The sequence below is a fragment of the Pseudomonas sp. NPDC089530 genome (genome assembly GCF_050280705.1).
Lineage (GTDB): Bacteria > Pseudomonadota > Gammaproteobacteria > Pseudomonadales > Pseudomonadaceae > Aquipseudomonas.
Genome location: NZ_JBNNVU010000041.1, coordinates 22098 through 40786, shown reverse-complemented (window position 1 = coordinate 40786; position 18689 = coordinate 22098). Strand labels below are relative to the sequence as shown.

The window sequence follows — 18689 nt, the reverse complement described above, 5'->3', positions numbered from 1 at the left end:
ATGAGCAAATTCTGGAGTGCGTTCGTCAAGGATCTGGTGCCTTACGTGCCGGGCGAACAGCCGAAGCTGACCAAACTGGTCAAGCTCAACACCAACGAGAACCCTTACGGCCCGTCGCCCAAGGCCCTGGCCGCGATGCAGGGCGAGCTGAACGACAACCTGCGCCTGTACCCGGACCCCAACAGCGACCTGCTCAAGCAGGCGGTGGCCAGGTACTACGGGGTGCAGAGCAACCAGGTGTTCCTCGGCAACGGTTCCGATGAAGTGCTGGCGCACATCTTCCACGGCCTGCTGCAGCACGATAAGCCGCTGTTGTTCCCGGACATCAGCTACAGCTTCTATCCGGTGTATTGCGGCCTGTACGGCATCGACTTCGAAGCGCTGCCGCTGGACGAGCAGTTCCAGATCCGGGTCGCCGACTACGCCAGGCCGAACGGCGGGATCATCTTCCCCAACCCGAACGCGCCGACCGGCTGCCTGCTGGCCCTGGAGGCCGTCGAGCAGATCCTTGAGGCCAGCCCGGATTCGGTCGTGGTGGTGGACGAGGCCTACATCGACTTCGGCGGCGAAACCGCCATCAGCCTGGTGGATCGCTACCCGAACCTGCTGGTGACCCAGACCCTGTCCAAGTCCCGTTCGCTGGCTGGCCTGCGGGTCGGCCTGGCGGTGGGGCACCCGGACCTGATCGAGGCGCTGGAGCGGATCAAGAACAGCTTCAACTCCTACCCGCTGGATCGTCTGGCGATAGTCGGTGCCGCGGCGGCGTTCGAGGATCGTGAGTACTTTGCCAAGACCTGCCAGCTGGTGATCGACAGCCGCGAGTGGGTCGTAGCGCAGTTGCGGGCCAAGGGCTTTGAAGTGCTGCCGTCGGCCGCCAACTTCATCTTCGCTCGGCATCCGCAACACGATGCGGCGGGCCTGGCGGCCAAGCTGCGGGAGCAGGGGGTGATTGTCCGGCACTTCAAGCAGGAGCGGATTGCCCAGTTCCTGCGGATCAGTATCGGCACGCCGGAGCAGAACCAGGCCCTGATCGACGGCCTGGGCGAGCTGTAAGCTCTAGTGCGGGCCAGCCTGCTCCTGCGGGAACAGGCTGGCCCGCGCTGCCGTTACTCTTCTTCCTTGACCGGCGCGGGTGGCGGGCGCAGGCCGATTTCGGCGGTGAGTTTGAGCTCCTTGCCGTTGCGCATCACCTGGATGCTGACCTTGTCGCTGGGTTTGATCCGCGCCACCTGGTTCATCGAACGGCGACCATCGCCGGCCGGTTCGCCGTCGATGCTGAGAATCACGTCACCCAACTGCATGCCAGCCTTTTGCGCAGGACCGTCGCGGAAGATCCCCGCCACCACGATGCCCGGACGCCCGGCCAAGCCGAACGACTCGGCCAGTTCCTGGGTCAGCGGCTGCACTTCGATGCCCAGCCAGCCACGAATCACCTGGCCGTGCTCGATGATCGACTTCATCACCTCCATGGCGAGCTTGATCGGGATGGCGAAGCCGATGCCCTGGGAGCCACCGGACTTGGAGAAAATCGCCGTGTTGATCCCGGTCAGGTTGCCGTGGGCATCCACCAGCGCACCGCCGGAGTTGCCCGGGTTGATCGCCGCGTCGGTCTGGATGAAGTCTTCGTAGTTGTTCAGGCCCAGCTGATTGCGCCCGGTGGCGCTGATAATGCCCATGGTCACGGTCTGGCCCACGCCGAAGGGGTTGCCGATGGCGAGCGCGACATCGCCGACGCGGACGTTCTCCGAACGGCCGACGGTGATCGAGGGCAGGTTCTTCAGGTCGATCTTCAACACCGCCAGGTCGGTTTCCGGATCGCTGCCGATGACCCGGGCCAGGGTTTCCCGCCCGTCCTTGAGGGCCACCACTATCTGTTCGGCGCCGGTGGTCACGTGGTTGTTGGTCAGCAGATAACCTTCGGGGCTCATGATCACCCCGGAACCCAGGCTCGACTCCATGCGCTGCTGCTTGGGCAGGTTGTCACCGAAGAAGCGTCGGAACTGTGGGTCTTCGAACAAGGGATGAGCCGGCTTGTTGATTACTTTGGTGGTGTACAGGTTCACCACTGCAGGCGCGGCGGTCACCACCGCATCGGCGTAGGACACCGGCCCCTGCAGGGTACTGGTGGTCTGCGGGGCCTGCTGCAGATTGACATCCAGGCTGGGCAGGCCCACCCACTGCGGATAACGCTGAATAATCAACAACGCGATAAGCACGCCGGCCAGTAGTGGCCAGCCAAAAAAACGCAGAGCCTTGAGCATCGAGCAAGTCCTGGGTGGTTACGAAGGGCTGCGCAGGGCCCATAATGTCGCGCATTATACGAGGCCGCGAGCGCCTCTGAACGGGATATTTAGGAGTCTTTGCATGGCCGTCGCCCTGAGCACTCTGGTAGAGGAAGCGGACCGCTATCTGGGCAGTTCGCGAATCGCCGATTACTGCCCCAATGGCCTGCAGGTCGAAGGCCGGCCACAGGTGATGCGCATCGTCAGCGGCGTCACGGCCAGCCAGGCGCTGCTCGATGCCGCGGTGGAGGCCAATGCCGACCTGGTGCTGGTGCATCACGGCTATTTCTGGAAGGGCGAAAACCCCTGCATCACCGGCATGAAGCAGCGCCGGCTGAAGACCCTGCTCAAGCACGACATCAGCCTTTTGACCTATCACCTGCCGCTGGACCTGCACCCGGACGTCGGCAACAACGTGCAACTGGCCCGGCAGCTGGATATAACCGTGGAGGGGCCGTTGGACCCGGATAACCTGAAAATCGTCGGGCTGGTCGGTTCCCTGGCCGAACCCATGACCGCCCGGGATTTTGCCCGCAAGGTCCAGGAAGTGATGGGGCGCGAGCCGTTGGTGATCGAAGGCAGCAAGATGATCCGACGAGTCGGCTGGTGCACCGGCGGTGGCCAGGGTTACATCGACCAGGCGGTGCAGGCCGGTGTCGATCTGTACCTGAGTGGCGAAGCGTCAGAGCAGACCTTCCACAGCGCCCGGGAAAACGACATCAGTTTTATCGCCGCCGGTCATCACGCCACCGAGCGTTACGGGGTGCAGGCGCTGGGGGATTACCTGGCCCGGCGCTTCGCTCTCGAGCACTTGTTCATCGACTGCCCGAACCCGATCTGACCATCGAGGATGGTGGCCCTGAGCCGCTGCTGTAGCGGCTGCAAAGGGACGCAAACCCAACAAACAGGCGGGTATATTCATATACCGTTTCGATCTAGCTGGCTTCCTGATTAGAAGAGGTCGCTGTGCTAGCATGCCCCGCTCGAACACGGCCCGCAGGCCGTCCATAAGAAAGCCTTTCGTGAGTAGCCATGGTCGACAAACTGACGCATCTGAAACAGCTGGAGGCGGAAAGCATCCACATCATCCGCGAGGTGGCCGCCGAGTTCGACAATCCGGTGATGCTGTACTCCATCGGTAAAGACTCCGCCGTGATGCTGCACCTGGCGCGCAAGGCGTTCTTCCCGGGCAAGCTGCCGTTTCCGGTGATGCACGTCGACACCCAGTGGAAATTCCAGGAGATGTACAAGTTCCGCGATCGCATGGTCGAGGAGCTGGGCCTGGAGCTGATCACCCACGTCAACCCGGAAGGCGTTGCGCAGGGCATCAACCCTTTCACCCATGGCAGTGCCAAGCACACCGACATCATGAAGACCGAGGGCCTCAAGCAGGCGCTGGACAAGTACGGTTTCGATGCGGCATTCGGCGGCGCCCGGCGTGACGAAGAGAAGTCCCGCGCCAAGGAGCGCGTCTACTCGTTCCGCGACAGCAAGCACCGCTGGGACCCGAAGAACCAGCGTCCCGAGCTGTGGAACGTCTACAACGGCAAGGTCAACAAGGGCGAGTCGATCCGCGTCTTCCCGCTGTCGAACTGGACCGAGCTGGACATCTGGCAATACATCTACCTCGAAGGGATCCCGATCGTGCCGCTGTACTTCGCCGCCGAGCGGGAAGTGATCGAGAAGAACGGCACCCTGATCATGATCGACGACGAGCGCATCCTCGAGCACCTCTCCGACGAGGAGAAGGCGCGCATCGTCAAGAAGAAGGTGCGTTTCCGTACCCTTGGCTGCTACCCGTTGACGGGCGCGGTGGAGTCCGAGGCCGAGAGCCTGACGGACATCATTCAGGAAATGCTCCTGACGCGAACTTCCGAGCGCCAGGGCCGGGTCATCGATCACGATGGCGCCGGTTCCATGGAAGACAAGAAACGTCAGGGCTATTTCTAAGTAGGGTCTAACATGTCGCATCAATCCGAATTGATCAGCGAGGACATCCTCGCCTACCTGGCCCAGCACGAACGCAAGGAACTGTTGCGCTTCCTGACCTGCGGTAACGTCGACGACGGCAAGAGCACCCTGATCGGGCGCCTGCTGCACGACTCCAAGATGATCTACGAAGACCATCTGGAAGCCATTACCCGCGACTCGAAAAAAGTCGGCACCACCGGCGACGATATCGACCTGGCATTGCTGGTCGACGGCCTGCAGGCCGAGCGCGAGCAGGGCATCACCATCGATGTCGCCTACCGCTATTTCTCCACTGCCAAGCGCAAATTCATCATCGCCGACACCCCCGGCCATGAGCAGTACACCCGCAACATGGCCACCGGTGCCTCCACCTGTGACCTGGCGATCATCCTGGTGGACGCCCGTTACGGCGTGCAGACCCAGACCCGCCGCCATAGCTTCATCGCCTCGCTGCTGGGCATCAAGCACATCGTCGTGGCCGTCAACAAGATGGACCTCAAGGACTTCGACCAGGGCGTGTTCGAGTCGATCAAGGCCGACTACCTGAAGTTCGCCGAAGGCCTGAAGATGCAGACCACCAGCTTGCACTTCGTGCCGATGTCGGCCCTCAAGGGCGACAACGTGGTGAACAAGTCCGAGCGCTCGCCGTGGTACAAGGGCCAGTCGCTGATGGAAATCCTCGAGACCGTGGAAGTGGCGGGCGATCGCAACTTCACCGACCTGCGCTTCCCGGTGCAGTACGTGAACCGTCCGAACCTGAACTTCCGTGGTTTCGCCGGCACCCTGGCCAGCGGCATCGTGCACAAGGGCGACGAAGTCGTGGTGCTGCCGTCGGGCAAGAGCAGCCGGGTGAAATCCATCGTCACCTTCGAGGGCGAACTGGAACATGCAGGTCCTGGCCAGGCCGTGACCCTGACCATGGAAGACGAGATCGACATCTCCCGTGGCGACCTGCTGGTGCATGCCGACAATGTGCCGCCGGTGACCGACAGCTTCGAAGCCATGCTGGTGTGGATGGCCGAAGAGCCGATGCTGCCGGGCAAGAAATACGACATCAAGCGTGCCACCAGCTACGTGCCGGGTTCCATCGCCAGCATCCTGCACAAGGTCGACGTGAACACCCTCGAAGAAGGTTCGGCCAGCGCCCTGCAGTTGAACGAGATCGGCAAGGTCAAGGTCGCCCTCGATGCGCCGATCGCCCTCGACGGCTATGACAGCAACCGCACCACCGGCGCCTTCATCGTCATCGACCGCCTGACCAACGGCACCGTCGGCGCCGGCATGATCGTCGCCCAGCCTGTGGCCCATGGCAGCGCCAGCCATCACGGCAAGTTGGCCCATGTCGCTACCGAGGAACGGGCCCAGCGTTTTGGCCAGCAACCGGCCACTGTGCTGTTCAGCGGCCTGTCCGGCGCCGGCAAGAGCACCCTGGCCTATGCCGTCGAGCGCAAGCTGTTCGACATGGGCCGTGCGGTGTTCGTCCTCGACGGCCAGAACCTGCGCCACGACCTGAACAAGGGACTGCAGCAGGATCGCGCCGGGCGCACCGAGAACTGGCGGCGTGCGGCCCACGTCGCGCGGCAGTTCAACGAAGCCGGCCTGCTGACCCTGGCGGCGTTCGTCGCCCCGAGCGCGGAAGGTCGGGAGCAGGCCAGGGAGCTGATCGGCAAGGAGCGTCTGCTGACGGTCTATGTCCAGGCTTCGCCAGCGGCTTGCGCCGAGCGTGATCCACAGGGCCTGTACGCGGCTGGTGGGGACAACATCCCGGGCGAGTCCTTCCCGTACGACGTGCCGCTGGATGCCGATCTGGTGATCGACACCCAGTCCGTGTCGCTGGAAGAGGGTGTCAAGCAAGTGCTGGAGCTGCTGCGCAAGCGCGGCGCGATCTAAGCCTTAGCGGTCCATGAAAAAGCCCGCCGTCGAGCGATCGACGACGGGTTTTTTTGTGGCTTCGAGATCGTCACCGCGGGCAAGCCCAACGGTGATCTTGTCGGCGCGAGGCTGGCCCGCGATAAGGCCCTTGCAGGCGCCTCAAGGCTTGCCGGGATACTCCCGATGCATCTGCTCCAGCAGCGCATCCTTGTTCTGCCACAGCTGGTTGATCCAGCCCTGGAACTCCAGGCGGTAGGCGCCATCCTGGTCGTAGTTCTTGCCGATGAACGTCGGTGGAATCTTCAGCTCTTCAAAGTGCACCACCACGTCACGCACGTTGCCACACAGCAAGTCCCAGAAACCCGGACGCCCGGCTGGGTAGTGGATGGTCACGTTGATGATCGACTCCAGTTGCTCGCCCATTGCATCCAGCACGAACGCGATGCCGCCGGCTTTTGGCTTGAGCAGGTACTTGAATGGCGATTGCTGCTGGGCATGCTTGCCTTCGGTGAAGCGCGTGCCTTCAACGAAGTTGAAAATGCCCACCGGGTTGTCGCGAAATTTCGCGCAGGTCTTGCGGGTGGTTTCCAGGTCCTTGCCTTTCTTTTCCGGGTGCTTTTCCAGGTACGCCTTGGAGTAGCGCTTCATAAACGGAAAGCCCAGCGCCCACCAGGCCAGACCGATCACCGGCACCCAGATCAGCTCTTGCTTGAGGAAGAACTTCAGCGGCTGGATGCGCCGGTTGAGTACGTATTGCAGCACCAGGATGTCGACCCAGCTCTGGTGGTTGCTGGTGATCAGGTACGAATGTTTGTAGTCCAGGCCTTGCAGGCCGCTGATGTGCCAGCGAGTACCGCGGACCAGATTCATCCAGCCCTTGTTGTTGCTGATCCAGGCTTCGTGGGTGTGGCTCATCAGCCAGCCGGCAATTCGTTGGGTGAAGGCGAACGGTAATGCCTTGACGAGTGCGACACAGAACAGGAACGAGCATAGCAATATCGTGTTCAGCGCCAACAGCAGCGAGGCGATGACGCCTCGCAGTGGTGCGGGTAGAAAATCCAGCATTTACATATCCAGGGGTCGGTTGGCGGCTTGAATCGCGGTCAGGGCGATGGTGTAGACAATGTCGTCGACCTGGGCGCCTCGCGGCAGGTCGTTCACCGGCTTGCGCAGGCCTTGCAGCATCGGCCCGAGGCTGACGCAGTCGGCGCTGCGCTGCACGGCCTTGTGCGTGGTGTTGCCGGTGTTCAGGTCGGGGAACACGAAGACCGTGGCCTTGCCCGCGACCTGGCTGTGGGGCGCCAGTTGCTGGGCCACCGCCTCGTTGGCCGCGGCATCGTATTGCAGCGGCCCGTCGATCAGCAGCGCGCTCTGGGCCTCATGGGCCAGCAGGGTGGCTTCGCGGACTTTCTCCACTTCTTCGCCGCTGGCCGATTCGCCGCTGGAGTAGCTGATCATCGCCACCCGCGGAGTGATGCCGAAGGCGGCCGCCGAGTCGGCGCTCTGCAGGGCAATCTCCGCCAGCTCGCTGGCGCTCGGGTGCGGGTTCATCACGCAGTCGCCGTAGACCAGCACCTGCTCGGGGAACAGCATGAAGAACACCGACGACACCAGGGTGCAGCCCGGGGCGGTCTTGATCAGTTGCAGGGCCGGGCGGATGGTATTGGCGGTGGAGTGGATCAGGCCGGACACCAGGCCATCGACTTCGTCCAGGGCCAGCATCATGGTGCCGATCACCACCGGGTCCTCCAGCTGCTGTTCGGCCATCGGCGCGTTGAGGCTCTTGCTCTTGCGCAGCGCCACCATCGGCTCGACGTAACGTTCGCGGACCAGGTCCGGGTCGATGACCTCAAGGCCCGGCGGCAACTCGATGCCCTGGGCCCGGGCGACCGCCTCGACGTCCGCCGGCTTGGCCAACAGTACACAACGGGCGATGCCACGGGCCTGGCAGATCGCCGCGGCCTGCACGGTCAGCGGCTCGCTGCCTTCGGGCAGGACGATGCGCTTGTTGGCTTCCTGGGCGCGCTGGATCAACTGATAGCGGAACACCGCCGGCGACAGGCGCATTTCCCTTGGCGTGCCGCAACGCTGGTGCAGCCACTTGGCGTCCAGGTGGCTGGCGACGAAATCGGTGATGATCTCCGCCCGCTCGCGGTCGTCGATGGGGATTTCCTTGTTCAGGCCATTCAACTGGTTGGCGGTGTCGTAGGAACCGGTGCTCACCGACAGGATCGGCAGGCCGGCATTCAGCGCGCCACGGCACAGCTCCATGATCCGCGGGTCGGGCAGGGTGCCGCTGGTCAGCAGCAAGCCGGCCAGCGGCACGCCATTGATCGCCGCCAGGCTCACGGCGAGGATGATGTCGTCGCGATCGCCGGGCGTCACCACCAGCACGCCTGGCTTGAGCAGCTCCACGGTGTTACGCATGGTGCGCGCGCAGATGATGATCTTGGTCATGCGCCGGCTTTCGTAGTCGCCGGCGTTGAGCACCTGGGCGCCCATCAGGTCGGCCACGTCGCGGGTGCGTGGGGCGTTCAGTTCCGGCTGGAAGGGGATGCAGCCGAGCAGGCGGAAGTCGCCGCTGCGCAACAGGGGCGAATGCTCCTTCAGGCGAGCGGAAAAGGCTTCCATGCTTTCGTCGGTGCGCACCTTGTTGAGGATCACCCCCAGCACTTTCGGGTCGCGCGGGCCGCCGAACAGCTGGGCCTGCAACTCGACGCGGCCGGACAGCTCGGTGAGCACTTCGTTTTCCGGGGCGGACACCAGGATCACCTCGGCATCCAGGCTTTTCGCCAGGTGCAGGTTGACCCGCGCGGCGTAGCTGGCGCTGCGGGTCGGCACCATGCCTTCGACCACCAGCACGTCTTTGCCGACGGCGGCCTGCTGGTAGAGGGTGATGATTTCTTCCAGCAACTCGTCCAGCTGGCCATCGCCGAGCATCCGTTCGACATGGGCCAGGCCCAGCGGTTGCGGCGGTTTCAGGCCATGGGTGCGGGCCACCAGCTCGGTCGAGCGCTCAGGGCCGGTATCGCCCGGGTGAGGCTGGGCAATGGGCTTGAAGAAGCCGACCTTGAGGCCGGCCCGTTCCAGGGTACGCACCAGCCCGAGGCTGATGGAGGTCAGACCCACGCCAAAATCGGTGGGCGCGATAAAAAAAGTTTGCATGCGGATTCTCGACGGGTGCATGGCAACGGTGAGGTGCCTATGTCTGGCGCTCTACCGGAAATTCAGGCGTCAAGGTTATCGCTAACCGAGCCTTGAGCGCACCAACCGCAGGCGAAGGGGCGACCTATTTTTTCCAGGCGCCGTTGTGGATCCAGGACCCAGGCGCGGGATTGCCAGGGCGGCTGGTGGCGCAGGTGCTGGGTATGGCCACAGGACAGCTCGACGACCCAGTGGCCGTCTTCGTCCTGATGAAAACCGACGATCGTCGAGCCTTGCGCCGCATTCCGTTTGTCAGGGTTCCGTTCGCTTTCGGGCGATTGCTTCGCTAAACTTCGGAGTTCTTCATTCTTATGCAAAAGGTCTCGCCCCATGCTGATCGCCGCCAATAAGGCTGTCTCCATCGACTATACCCTCACCAACGACGCTGGTGAGGTCATCGACAGCTCCGCCGGCGGCGCACCGCTGGTTTACCTGCATGGCGCAGGGAACATCATTCCAGGCCTGGAAAAGGCCCTGGAAGGCAAGAACGTCGGCGACGAACTGAACGTCTCCGTCGAGCCGGAAGACGCCTACGGCGAATACGCGGCCGAGCTGGTCAGCACCCTGAGCCGCAGCATGTTCGAAGGTGTCGACGAACTGGAAGTGGGCATGCAGTTCCACGCTTCCGCTCCGGACGGCCAGATGCAGATCGTCACCATCCGCGATCTGGACGGCGACGACGTGACCGTCGACGGCAACCACCCGCTGGCTGGCCAGCGCCTGAACTTCAAGGTCAAGGTCGTTGCTATCCGTGATGCCAGCCAGGAAGAAATCGCCCATGGTCACGTCCATGGCGAAGGTGGCCATCACCACTGATTTCTGCGCTAAGCTCATGTTTGACTGGAGAGGCGCCCTAGGGCGCCTTTTTAGTCGGCGGCTTTTCTTGCCGGGTAACAGGCGGTACTGTCGAGTGGCTGTTTTCTGGAAGAACACGGGAATTTGGAGTTCGTCATGAGTGCTTTTCACGACCTTAAATTGAAAGCCCTGGATGGTCAGGAGCTACCGCTCGCGCCTTTCAAGGGGCATGTCGTGCTGGTGGTCAACGTCGCCTCCAAGTGTGGTCTGACACCACAATACGCGGCGCTGGAGAACCTCTACCAGCAGTACAAAGGCCAGGGTTTCAGCGTGCTGGGCCTGCCGTGCAATCAGTTCGCCGGACAGGAGCCGGGCTCCGAACGGGAGATCCAGGAGTTCTGCAGCCTCAACTACGGGGTGACCTTCCCGCTGAGCAGCAAACTGGAGGTGAACGGTCCGGAGCGCCATCAGCTGTACCGTCTGCTGGCGGGCGAAGGGGCGGAATTTCCGGGGGATATCACCTGGAACTTCGAGAAATTCCTGCTGGGCAAGGACGGCCGCGTACTGGCGCGTTTCTCCCCGCGCACCGCGCCTGACGACCCGACCGTGGTCCAGGCCATCGAAAAGGCCCTGAGCTGAATCTGCACGCCGGGCCCCGCTGCCCGGCTGGTTTTACCGCGCGTTCGCGCCTCCCTCGTTTCCCTGCGCTTTGGCACCTTAATCACCCGGATCAATAGTGCTGGGCGTTGCCTGGAACAGGAAATATTATCTCCATCATAAGGTCGTCGGCGTATCCGCCCGACGTGCCCTTTCCCTGCGATTCAGACTGTCAGCCCTGGAGTACGACATGCCTGTGCAAGCCTTGTTCAAACCCTTTCAGCTGGGTGCCCTGGAGCTACCGACCCGGGTGGTGATGGCGCCGATGACCCGTTCGTTTTCCCCGGGTGGCGTGCCGAACTCGAAAGTCATCGAGTACTACCGCCGCCGTGCCGCCGCCGGTGTTGGCCTGATCATCACCGAAGGCACCACGGTCGGGCACAAGGCCTCCAACGGTTATCCGAATGTGCCGCGCTTTTATGGCGAAGCGGCCCTGGCCGGCTGGAAGAAGGTGGTGGATGCGGTGCACGCCGAAGGCGGCAAGATCGTTCCGCAGCTGTGGCATGTGGGCAATGTGCGCCGCCTGGGCACCGAGCCGGACGCCAGCGTGCCGGGCTATGGCCCGTCGGAAAAACTCAAGGACGGCCAGGTGCTGGTCCACGGCATGACCCAGGATGACATCCGCGAGGTGATCGCGGCTTTCGCCCAGGCCGCCCGGGATGCCCAGAGCATCGGCATGGACGGCGTGGAGATCCACGGTGCCCACGGTTATCTGATCGACCAGTTCTTCTGGGAAGGCAGCAACCAGCGTACCGACGAGTACGGCGGCGACCTGGCCGGTCGTTCGCGTTTTGCCATCGAACTGATCCAGGCCGTGCGCGCCGCGGTGGGCCCGGACTTCCCGATCATCTTCCGTTTCTCGCAATGGAAGCAGCAGGACTACAGCGCCCGCCTGGTGCAAACCCCCGAGGCCCTGGGCGAGTTCCTCAAGCCGCTGGCGGACGCCGGTGTGGATATCTTCCATTGCTCGACCCGGCGTTTCTGGGAGCCGGAGTTCGAAGGTTCCGACTTGAACCTGGCCGGCTGGACCCGCCAGCTCACCGGCAAGCCGACCATCACTGTGGGCAGCGTCGGCCTCGACGGCGAGTTCCTGCAGTTCATGGTCAACACCGACAAGGTGGCGCAGCCGGCGAGCCTGGAAAAACTCCTGGAGCGCCTGAACAACGACGAGTTCGACCTGGTGGCGGTAGGCCGCGCCTTGCTGGTGGACCCAGACTGGGCACAGAAGGTGCGTGACGGCCGCGAGCAGGAGATCCTGCCGTTCAGCCGTGAGGCGTTGATGACGCTGGTGTAAGCGCAAACCTGGAAATGCCATCGTGGGCAAGCCTCGCTCCTACACGAAGGGTGATTCCTATAGGAGCGAGGCTTGCCTACGATGCTGTTGAATCTAGGGCAACAACCGTCCCTCAGGCACCACCACGTCTTCCTGGCAGGCACCGCGCAGCTGGGTTTCAAACTGTTCGATGATCGCCGCCCAGCCCTGGCGGCTGGCGTGCTGCCGGGCATTGAGGCGCACCCGGCGCAAGGTCTCGGGCTCCTCCAGCAGCCAGCTGGCGGCGTCGCAGAACGCGCTTTCGTCCCCGGGCATCGCCAGCACGCCGTTGTAGCCATGGCGAATATGCTGGGCTGCAGCGGCCTGGTCGTAAGCCACCACCGCCAGCCCTGAAGCCAGGGCCTCGAGTACCACGTTGCCGAAGGTTTCGGTCAGGCTCGGGAACAGAAACAGATCCCCCGACGCATAGTGACTGGCCAGCGCCTCGCCGCGCTGCGAGCCGCAGAACACGGCGTCCGGCAGCTCCTTTTCCAGGATCGCCCGTTGCGGGCCATCGCCGACCACGATCAATTTCATGGGCTGCTGTGGATAAGTCTTCTGCAGCTGTTCGAAACAGCGTTTGAGCAGGCCCAGGTTCTTCTCCGGCGCCAGGCGGCCAACGTGGATCACCGCGATATCGTCGGCGCCCAGGCCCCAGCCTTGGCGCAATTCGCCGAGGCGCTTGGTCGGATGGAACAGCTGGCTGTCGACCCCGCGGGACAGCAGCGCCAGGCGCTCGAAGTTGCGCCGCTCCAGCTCCAGGCGCTGGCTGGCGCTGGGCACCAGGGTCAGCTTGGAGCGGTTGTGGAACCAGCGCAGGTAGTGGGTCAGCAGGCGCGTCAGCAAACCCAGGCCGTACTGGCTGGAGTACTGCTGGAAGTTGGTGTGGAACCCGCTGACCACGGAAATCCCCAGGCGCCGGGCCGCCCTTAGCGCGGACAGGCCCAGCGGACCCTCGGTGGCGATGTACAGCACGTCCGGGCGATGGCGTTTCCAGCGCCGCAGCAGCTTGTGCATCGACGACTGGCCCCATTGCAGCCCCGGGTAACCCGGCAGCGGCCAGCCCCGGCACAGCAGCAGGCCGTCGTCGCTGGCCCGGCTCTGATCGCTGCCCTGGCGCGGACGGATCAGCTCCACCTGATGGCCGCGGGCGCGCAGGCCATCGCACAGGCGACCAAGGGTGTTGGCCACGCCATTGATTTCCGGTGGGAAGGTTTCGGTGATCAGGGTGATATGCAGAGCTGTCGTCATGGCCTCAGTGTCAGCCGAGGCCATGTCGTCATTGTGACGTTGCGATGATGGATTTGTGACCCGTCAGCCCTGGTTGGTCACGCGATTTTCCGCACCGCGTTCACGCACCCAGAACAGCGTCGCCCCGGCCACGGCGGCCGGCATCATGAGGATATTGACCAGCGGAATCAGCAGCACCAGGTAGACGATCCCGCCGAAGCTCATGCTCTGCCAGCGCTTGGCCCGCAGCCAGGCGAGCATGTCCTGCCAGCTCATCTTGTGGTTGTCCGCCGGGTAGTCGATGTACTGGATCGCCATCATCCACACGCCGAACAGCAGCCACAGCGGCGCGGCGATCAGGTTCACCACGGGGATGAAGGACAGGATGAACAGGCCGATGGCCCGCGGCAGGAAATAGCCCAGCTTGCGCATTTCCCGGGCCAGGGTGCGCGGGATCATGGCGAACAGTTCGCCCCAGCTGAAGGGCGGGAAGTCGTCGGTGCCACGCACCACCACTTCGACTTTCTCCGCGAGAAAACCGTTGAACGGCGCGGCGATCACGTTGGCCAGCATGGTGAAGGTGAAGAACACCATCAGCAGCACCAGCAGCACGAACAAGGGCCAGAGGATGTAGCTCAAGAAACTCAGCCAGTCCGGCAGGGAAGGCATCAGGCGGTCGACCCAGAGACTGAACTGGTGACCGGCGAAATAGATCAATCCGACGAACAGCACCAGGTTGATCAGCAGGGGCAGCAGGACGAACAGGCGCAGGCCGGGGCTGAGGACCAGCTTGAGGCCTTCGCGCAGGTATTGCGGGCCGGACAGGGCAGGGGCGGGCATAAGGAGCTCCGTACTAGGGGAAACGCGCCGACCTTACCGGCTTTGCCCTACAGGCGAAAGCGTGGTCGCAGGATCGACATCAGCTGTAACAAAGGCACCGGTAAAGTCGCCGGTACCGGATAGAGACCACCTATGAGCTGGATTGTTAAACCGTATTTCCTTAATCTTCGCCCCCTCTATACGCTGCACCCATTATTTTTGGACCGGCGAACCCGAAGCCTTCCCCAAGTGCTTTCGCCGTCCTTTTTTATTCCAGCCGGCAATCCGGCGTTCCGCGCCAGTTGTCCGGGCCGGTCGATAGGAGTGAGTCATGTCTGATGTACGTCATTCGCGTGTGATTATTCTCGGTTCCGGCCCTGCCGGTTACAGCGCCGCGGTCTATGCCGCCCGCGCCAACCTGAAGCCGCTGCTGATTACCGGCATGCAGGCCGGCGGTCAGCTGACCACCACCACCGAAGTCGACAACTGGCCGGGCGACGTCCATGGCCTGACCGGCCCGGCGCTGATGGAGCGCATGCGTGAACACGCCGAGCGTTTCGAAACCGAAATCGTCTTCGATCACATCAATGCCGTGGACTTCGCCGCCAAGCCGTACACCCTGACCGGCGACAGCGCGACCTACACCTGCGATGCCCTGATCATCGCCACCGGCGCCAGCGCCCGTTACCTGGGCCTGCCTTCGGAAGAAGCGTTCATGGGCAAAGGCGTGTCGGCCTGTGCGACCTGCGACGGTTTCTTCTACCGCAACAAGCCAGTGGCCGTGGTCGGCGGCGGCAACACCGCTGTCGAAGAAGCCCTGTACCTGGCCAACATCGCCAGCAAGGTCACCCTGATCCACCGTCGCGATACCTTCCGCGCCGAGAAGATCCTGATCGACAAGCTCAACGCCCGGGTTGCCGAAGGCAAGATCGAACTCAAGCTCAACGCCAACCTGGACGAAGTGCTGGGCGACAATATGGGCGTTACCGGTGCCCGCCTGAAGAACAACGACGGCAGCTTCGACGAGATCAAGGTCGACGGCGTGTTCATCGCCATCGGCCACACCCCGAACACTTCGCTGTTCGAAGGCCAACTGACCCTGAAGGACGGTTACCTGGTGGTGCAGGGCGGCCGCGAAGGCAACGCCACCGCGACCAGCATCGAAGGCATCTTCGCCGCCGGCGACGTGGCCGACCACGTGTACCGTCAGGCCATTACTTCGGCCGGCGCCGGCTGCATGGCGGCCCTGGACACCGAGCGTTACCTGGACGGCCTGCAGAACGCGTGATGCTGCGATCGTTGCAATGAAAAAACCGGCGCAAGCCGGTTTTTTTATGGATCACGCAATCCCGTAGCCGCTGCCGAGCAGCGCGAGGCTGCGATCGACCGCGAAGCGGGCGCAGCTTTTGAGGGCGTCGGAGGTCCTGCGGACCTATCGCAGCCTGCGGCAGCGGCTACAGGGTTATGGTCTCAAGCTTTGCGGGTCAACGGCTGCTGCGCGAATTTCACCCCCGCCAGGCCATGGGCGATCAGCGCGCGGATGTTGCCGTGATCGCTGCCTTCGGGGGTCGCCAGCACCGAGCGGTAATGTTCGCCGAACGCCAGCAGCGCTTCTTCGTCGCTCAAGCCTTCCAGCAGGGCCAGGCCCAAGGTCTTGCACGAACCTTCGTTCTGCCCGGCGGCGTTCGCCACGCCACCGTTGTCGAAGGCCTGGGGCTGGTAGTCGTAGCCGGCGGCGACAAAGGCCAGGGTGTCGGCGAAGACGTGCTCGCCGCTCTTGAGGCTGGCGCGCAGGGTGTTCAGGTCAGTCATGGGGTTTTCCTTTGGCGAACGCGGCTTGCTGCTCGGCGCTGGCTTCTTTCTGGTAGAGATTCTTCCACTCGGTGTAGGGCATGCCGTACACCACTTCACGGGCTTCATCGAGGCTGACCTCGATCTGGCGTTCGTCGGCCTCGGCCTTGTACCACTTGGACAGGCAGTTGCGGCAGAAGCCGGCGAGGTTCATCAGGTCGATGTTCTGCACGTCCTTGCGGCTGTCCAGGTGCGCGACCAGGCGGCGGAAGGCGGCGGCTTCGAGTTCCAGGCGTTGTTGCTCGGTCATGTTCGGCTCTGTGCGATCAAATGTGGCGCGGATGATATCAGCGGCTGGCCGCGAGGGTGATCGACACCGACTCGGCGAAACGCAGGGCGTGGGGTTTGTCGACTTCGACCTCGGCGTACAGCACCGATGCGTTGGCCATGATCAGGTCGAGGATTTCCTGGGTCAGGCGCTCGAGCAGGGCAAAGCGGTTGCCCTCCACGTGGGCGATGATCGCCTTGGTGATGGTGCGGTAGTTCAGCGCATGGTCGATGTCGTTGTCGCGCACGGCGTCTTGCGCGGCATACAGGATGGTCAGGTTGATCAGCACATCCTGCTTGTTGAGGATCTCGTCCTCGTTGATTCCGATGAAGGTCCGCAGGCACAGGTCCTTGACCCGGATGCGAGCCATTCCTGGCTGAAGTTGTGGCATTGCTACTTGCTCCGTCCGATCAATTGCAGGAATTCCTGGCGGGTGGTGCTGGAGTCGCGGAAGGCCCCGAGCATCACCGAGGTGTGCATGGTCGAGTTCTGCTTCTCGACACCGCGCATCATCATGCACATGTGCTGGGCTTCGATGACCACCGCGACCCCGGCGGCCTGGGTCACCCGTTGCACCGCGTCGGCGATTTCCCGTGTGAGGTTTTCCTGGATCTGCAGGCGGCGGGCGAACATGTCGACGATCCGCGCGATCTTCGACAGGCCCAGCACCTTGCCGGTGGGAATATAAGCCACATGGGCCTTGCCGATGAAGGGCAGCAGGTGATGTTCGCACAACGAATACAGCTCGATGTCGGCGACTATGACCATTTCATCGTTGTCGGAGGCGAACAGCGCGCCGTTGACCACGTCCTCCACCGTCTGGCCATAGCCATGACACAGGTATTGCATGGCCTTGGCCGCGCGTTGCGGGGTGTCGAGCAGGCCTTCGCGCTCGGGGTCTTCGCCCAGATCCTTGAGGATCTCGCGGTAGTGCTGGGGCAGGGAAAGGTTCATGCAGCGTCCTCGCGGGAAGGCTTACTTGACGTGCCGCCCGCCGTTGACGGTCAGGGTGGTGCCGGTGACATAAGGGTTGTCGAGCAGGTAGCACAGGCTCTGGTAGATCACTTCGCAGCCGGGCTCGATGCCCAGGGCGGACTTGGCCAGGGCCTTGGCGCGGTACGCCGCGTCGTCGTCGGGGTTGAACATCAACAGGGCCGGGGCGATGCCGTTGACCTTGATCTGCGGCGCGTATTTCGCTGCGAAGGACAGGGTCAGGCTGTCGAGGCCGGCCTTGGTGGCGCAATAGGCGATGTGCTTGCTGCTGCCGCGGCGGGTGACATCGTCGCCGATATGCACGATGTCGGCGGGGCTGGAACGCCGCAACAGGTCGGCGCAATGCAGGTTGATCAGGTAGGGCGCGAGCATGTGCACGCTGAACATGTCGGTGAAGGCCGCGCTTTCCTGGCCGGGTGTTTCCTCCCGCCATTGCGAGGCGTTGTGCACGATCGCCCGCAGGCTGTCGGTGTGGTTGTGCAGGTCGGCGATGAACGCCCGGATCCCGGCCTCGCTGGAAAAGTCGGCGAACAGGGCAATCGCGCCCCGCTCGCGCAAGGTGGCGACGCCCGGGCGTTCGCTGCGATAGCTGACGATCACCCGGTGACCTTCTTCCAGCAGGCGCAATGCGCAATGCAGGCCGACACGCTGGCCGGCGCCGGTGATCAGGATCGGGGCAGGGGAAGTAGTCATGAACGGCTCGAGTCGCGGGTAGAGCCAAACTATAACAGCGCGCTACCGGCTTCGCCCAAGGGGCTGCAGGAGCGGCCGCTCGATGCTCGATGACCCGAGGGCGGCACTGCGGTCTGGCGGTCAGACCGGGTTGTCGTTCATCGCCGGCAAGCCTGGCTCCTGCAGCGCCCGCTCAAGGGTTCTGCGCGGAAGGCGCCGTTGGCAGCGGGCGGGCTGGGGTGCTGTTCAGCCACCCGGACAACAGGTGGGTGGAGAGCGGAATGAACCAGTAGACCATCAGCGGCGTCAGGGCCAGGGTGCTGACGAGCACGCGGGGCACCAGGCCGAGCTCGCCCAGCAGTGGGCTGAGGATGAAGTTGAAGATCAGCGACACCGGGAAGAACGCCAGCCAGATGGCCACTGCCTGCTTCCAGCGCGGCGGGCGCTGGCCGGCTGCGCCGAACCAGCCGTCGATGCCGCGGACCCGATGTTCATGGGGATGGGCGAACAGGTCGCTGCCGCGGGCCAGCCAGGCGGTACGCGAGGCGGAGTGCTCCCAGACGTGCAGGGTCTGCTCGTCGGCGAAGCGGAAGATGATCTGGAATTCGTCGTCATCGGGCGGCGGGGCAAGCACACCGGAACCGAGATAACCGGGGAAGTCGGTGGCCAGTTGTTCGCCTTCGCGCAGCCAGGCGATCAGGTCCTGGTAACGACCATCGGCGACACGCCGGGCAACCATCAGGGTGACGGGTGAGGTAGACAT

20 protein-coding genes are annotated in these 18689 nt (G+C 63.4%); 8 read left to right on the top strand and 12 right to left on the bottom strand.

Annotated features, from left to right (window positions below):
* Positions 1-1053 carry a histidinol-phosphate transaminase gene (gene hisC, locus ACQKQA_RS17005; protein ID WP_427559775.1) on the top strand — a complete coding sequence of 351 codons (1053 nt, stop codon included), beginning with the start codon at positions 1-3 and terminating at the stop codon, positions 1051-1053.
* A 53-nt stretch (positions 1054-1106) separates the two neighbouring features.
* Here the strand turns inward: hisC and algW are convergent, their stop codons facing one another.
* Positions 1107-2261 (bottom strand): Do family serine endopeptidase AlgW, encoded by a 1155-nt coding sequence (gene algW, locus ACQKQA_RS17000; RefSeq protein ID WP_427559772.1) that lies wholly within the window; start codon positions 2259-2261, stop codon positions 1107-1109.
* A 103-nt stretch (positions 2262-2364) separates the two neighbouring features.
* Here algW and ACQKQA_RS16995 point away from each other — a divergent pair, with 103 nt between their 5' ends.
* The 3 genes from ACQKQA_RS16995 (at position 2365) to cysN (ending at position 6143) form a co-directional block, all read left to right on the top strand.
* On the top strand, positions 2365-3123 hold the full coding sequence (locus ACQKQA_RS16995; protein ID WP_427559770.1) for a Nif3-like dinuclear metal center hexameric protein: 759 nt from the start codon (positions 2365-2367) through the stop codon (positions 3121-3123).
* 191 nt (positions 3124-3314) lie between these two features.
* On the top strand, positions 3315-4232 hold the full coding sequence (cysD, locus tag ACQKQA_RS16990) for a sulfate adenylyltransferase subunit CysD (RefSeq protein WP_007929849.1): 918 nt from the start codon (positions 3315-3317) through the stop codon (positions 4230-4232).
* A gap of 12 nt (positions 4233-4244) precedes the next feature.
* The gene (cysN, locus tag ACQKQA_RS16985; protein WP_427559766.1) at positions 4245-6143 is read left to right on the top strand and encodes a sulfate adenylyltransferase subunit CysN; all 1899 of its coding nucleotides are present in this window, start codon (positions 4245-4247) and stop codon (positions 6141-6143) included.
* Between the two features lie 141 nt (positions 6144-6284).
* Here cysN and ACQKQA_RS16980 read toward each other — a convergent pair whose 3' ends face one another.
* The 3 genes from ACQKQA_RS16980 to ACQKQA_RS16970 all read right to left on the bottom strand — a co-directional run bounded on the left by ACQKQA_RS16980 (position 6285) and on the right by ACQKQA_RS16970 (position 9691).
* Positions 6285-7190 (bottom strand): acyltransferase, encoded by a 906-nt coding sequence (locus ACQKQA_RS16980; protein WP_427559764.1) that lies wholly within the window; start codon positions 7188-7190, stop codon positions 6285-6287.
* Entirely contained in the window at positions 7191-9290 is a 2100-nt protein-coding gene (gene pta / locus ACQKQA_RS16975) for a phosphate acetyltransferase (protein ID WP_427559761.1), read from the bottom strand.
* Positions 9291-9352: 62 nt separating this feature from the next.
* Positions 9353-9691 carry a DUF3565 domain-containing protein gene (locus tag ACQKQA_RS16970; protein ID WP_427559758.1) on the bottom strand — a complete coding sequence of 113 codons (339 nt, stop codon included), beginning with the start codon at positions 9689-9691 and terminating at the stop codon, positions 9353-9355.
* On the opposite strand from ACQKQA_RS16970, the gene ACQKQA_RS16965 reads away from it, so the two are divergent.
* From ACQKQA_RS16965 to ACQKQA_RS16955, 3 genes are all read left to right on the top strand, one after another.
* Positions 9660-10145, top strand: coding sequence for an FKBP-type peptidyl-prolyl cis-trans isomerase (locus ACQKQA_RS16965; RefSeq protein ID WP_427559755.1), 486 nt, complete (start codon positions 9660-9662; stop codon positions 10143-10145). The genes ACQKQA_RS16970 and ACQKQA_RS16965 overlap by 32 nt on opposite strands.
* A 135-nt stretch (positions 10146-10280) precedes the next feature.
* Positions 10281-10763 (top strand): glutathione peroxidase, encoded by a 483-nt coding sequence (locus ACQKQA_RS16960; protein WP_427559753.1) that lies wholly within the window; start codon positions 10281-10283, stop codon positions 10761-10763.
* A gap of 208 nt (positions 10764-10971) precedes the next feature.
* Positions 10972-12075, top strand: a complete 1104-nt coding sequence (locus ACQKQA_RS16955; protein ID WP_427559752.1) for an NADH:flavin oxidoreductase — start codon at positions 10972-10974, stop codon at positions 12073-12075.
* Between the two features lie 93 nt (positions 12076-12168).
* Here the strand turns inward: ACQKQA_RS16955 and ACQKQA_RS16950 are convergent, their stop codons facing one another.
* Both ACQKQA_RS16950 and cysZ read right to left on the bottom strand, forming a co-directional pair.
* On the bottom strand, positions 12169-13368 hold the full coding sequence (locus ACQKQA_RS16950; protein WP_427559749.1) for a glycosyltransferase family 4 protein: 1200 nt from the start codon (positions 13366-13368) through the stop codon (positions 12169-12171).
* A 39-nt stretch (positions 13369-13407) separates the two neighbouring features.
* Positions 13408-14163, bottom strand: coding sequence for a sulfate transporter CysZ (cysZ, locus tag ACQKQA_RS16945; RefSeq protein ID WP_427559746.1), 756 nt, complete (start codon positions 14161-14163; stop codon positions 13408-13410).
* Between the two features lie 310 nt (positions 14164-14473).
* On the opposite strand from cysZ, the gene trxB reads away from it, so the two are divergent.
* Positions 14474-15430 carry a thioredoxin-disulfide reductase gene (trxB, locus tag ACQKQA_RS16940; protein ID WP_427559744.1) on the top strand — a complete coding sequence of 319 codons (957 nt, stop codon included), beginning with the start codon at positions 14474-14476 and terminating at the stop codon, positions 15428-15430.
* A 182-nt stretch (positions 15431-15612) separates the two neighbouring features.
* Here trxB and ACQKQA_RS16935 read toward each other — a convergent pair whose 3' ends face one another.
* The 6 genes from ACQKQA_RS16935 to ACQKQA_RS16910 all read right to left on the bottom strand — a co-directional run bounded on the left by ACQKQA_RS16935 (position 15613) and on the right by ACQKQA_RS16910 (position 18689).
* Positions 15613-15954, bottom strand: a complete 342-nt coding sequence (locus ACQKQA_RS16935) for a HopJ type III effector protein (RefSeq protein WP_427559742.1) — start codon at positions 15952-15954, stop codon at positions 15613-15615.
* Positions 15947-16243: a DUF1244 domain-containing protein gene (locus tag ACQKQA_RS16930; RefSeq protein ID WP_427559740.1), complete on the bottom strand. Its 297-nt coding sequence runs from the start codon at positions 16241-16243 to the stop codon at positions 15947-15949. Before ACQKQA_RS16930 ends, ACQKQA_RS16935 begins: the two co-directional genes overlap by 8 nt.
* A gap of 37 nt (positions 16244-16280) precedes the next feature.
* Positions 16281-16652, bottom strand: coding sequence for a dihydroneopterin triphosphate 2'-epimerase (folX, locus tag ACQKQA_RS16925; protein WP_427559738.1), 372 nt, complete (start codon positions 16650-16652; stop codon positions 16281-16283).
* 2 nt (positions 16653-16654) lie between these two features.
* Positions 16655-17215: a GTP cyclohydrolase I FolE gene (folE, locus tag ACQKQA_RS16920; protein ID WP_427559735.1), complete on the bottom strand. Its 561-nt coding sequence runs from the start codon at positions 17213-17215 to the stop codon at positions 16655-16657.
* A 21-nt stretch (positions 17216-17236) separates the two neighbouring features.
* Positions 17237-17947, bottom strand: coding sequence for a dihydromonapterin reductase (gene folM / locus ACQKQA_RS16915; RefSeq protein WP_427559732.1), 711 nt, complete (start codon positions 17945-17947; stop codon positions 17237-17239).
* Positions 17948-18119: 172 nt separating this feature from the next.
* Complete coding sequence (locus ACQKQA_RS16910; RefSeq protein WP_427559729.1) at positions 18120-18689, bottom strand: antibiotic biosynthesis monooxygenase; 570 nt, start codon at positions 18687-18689, stop codon at positions 18120-18122.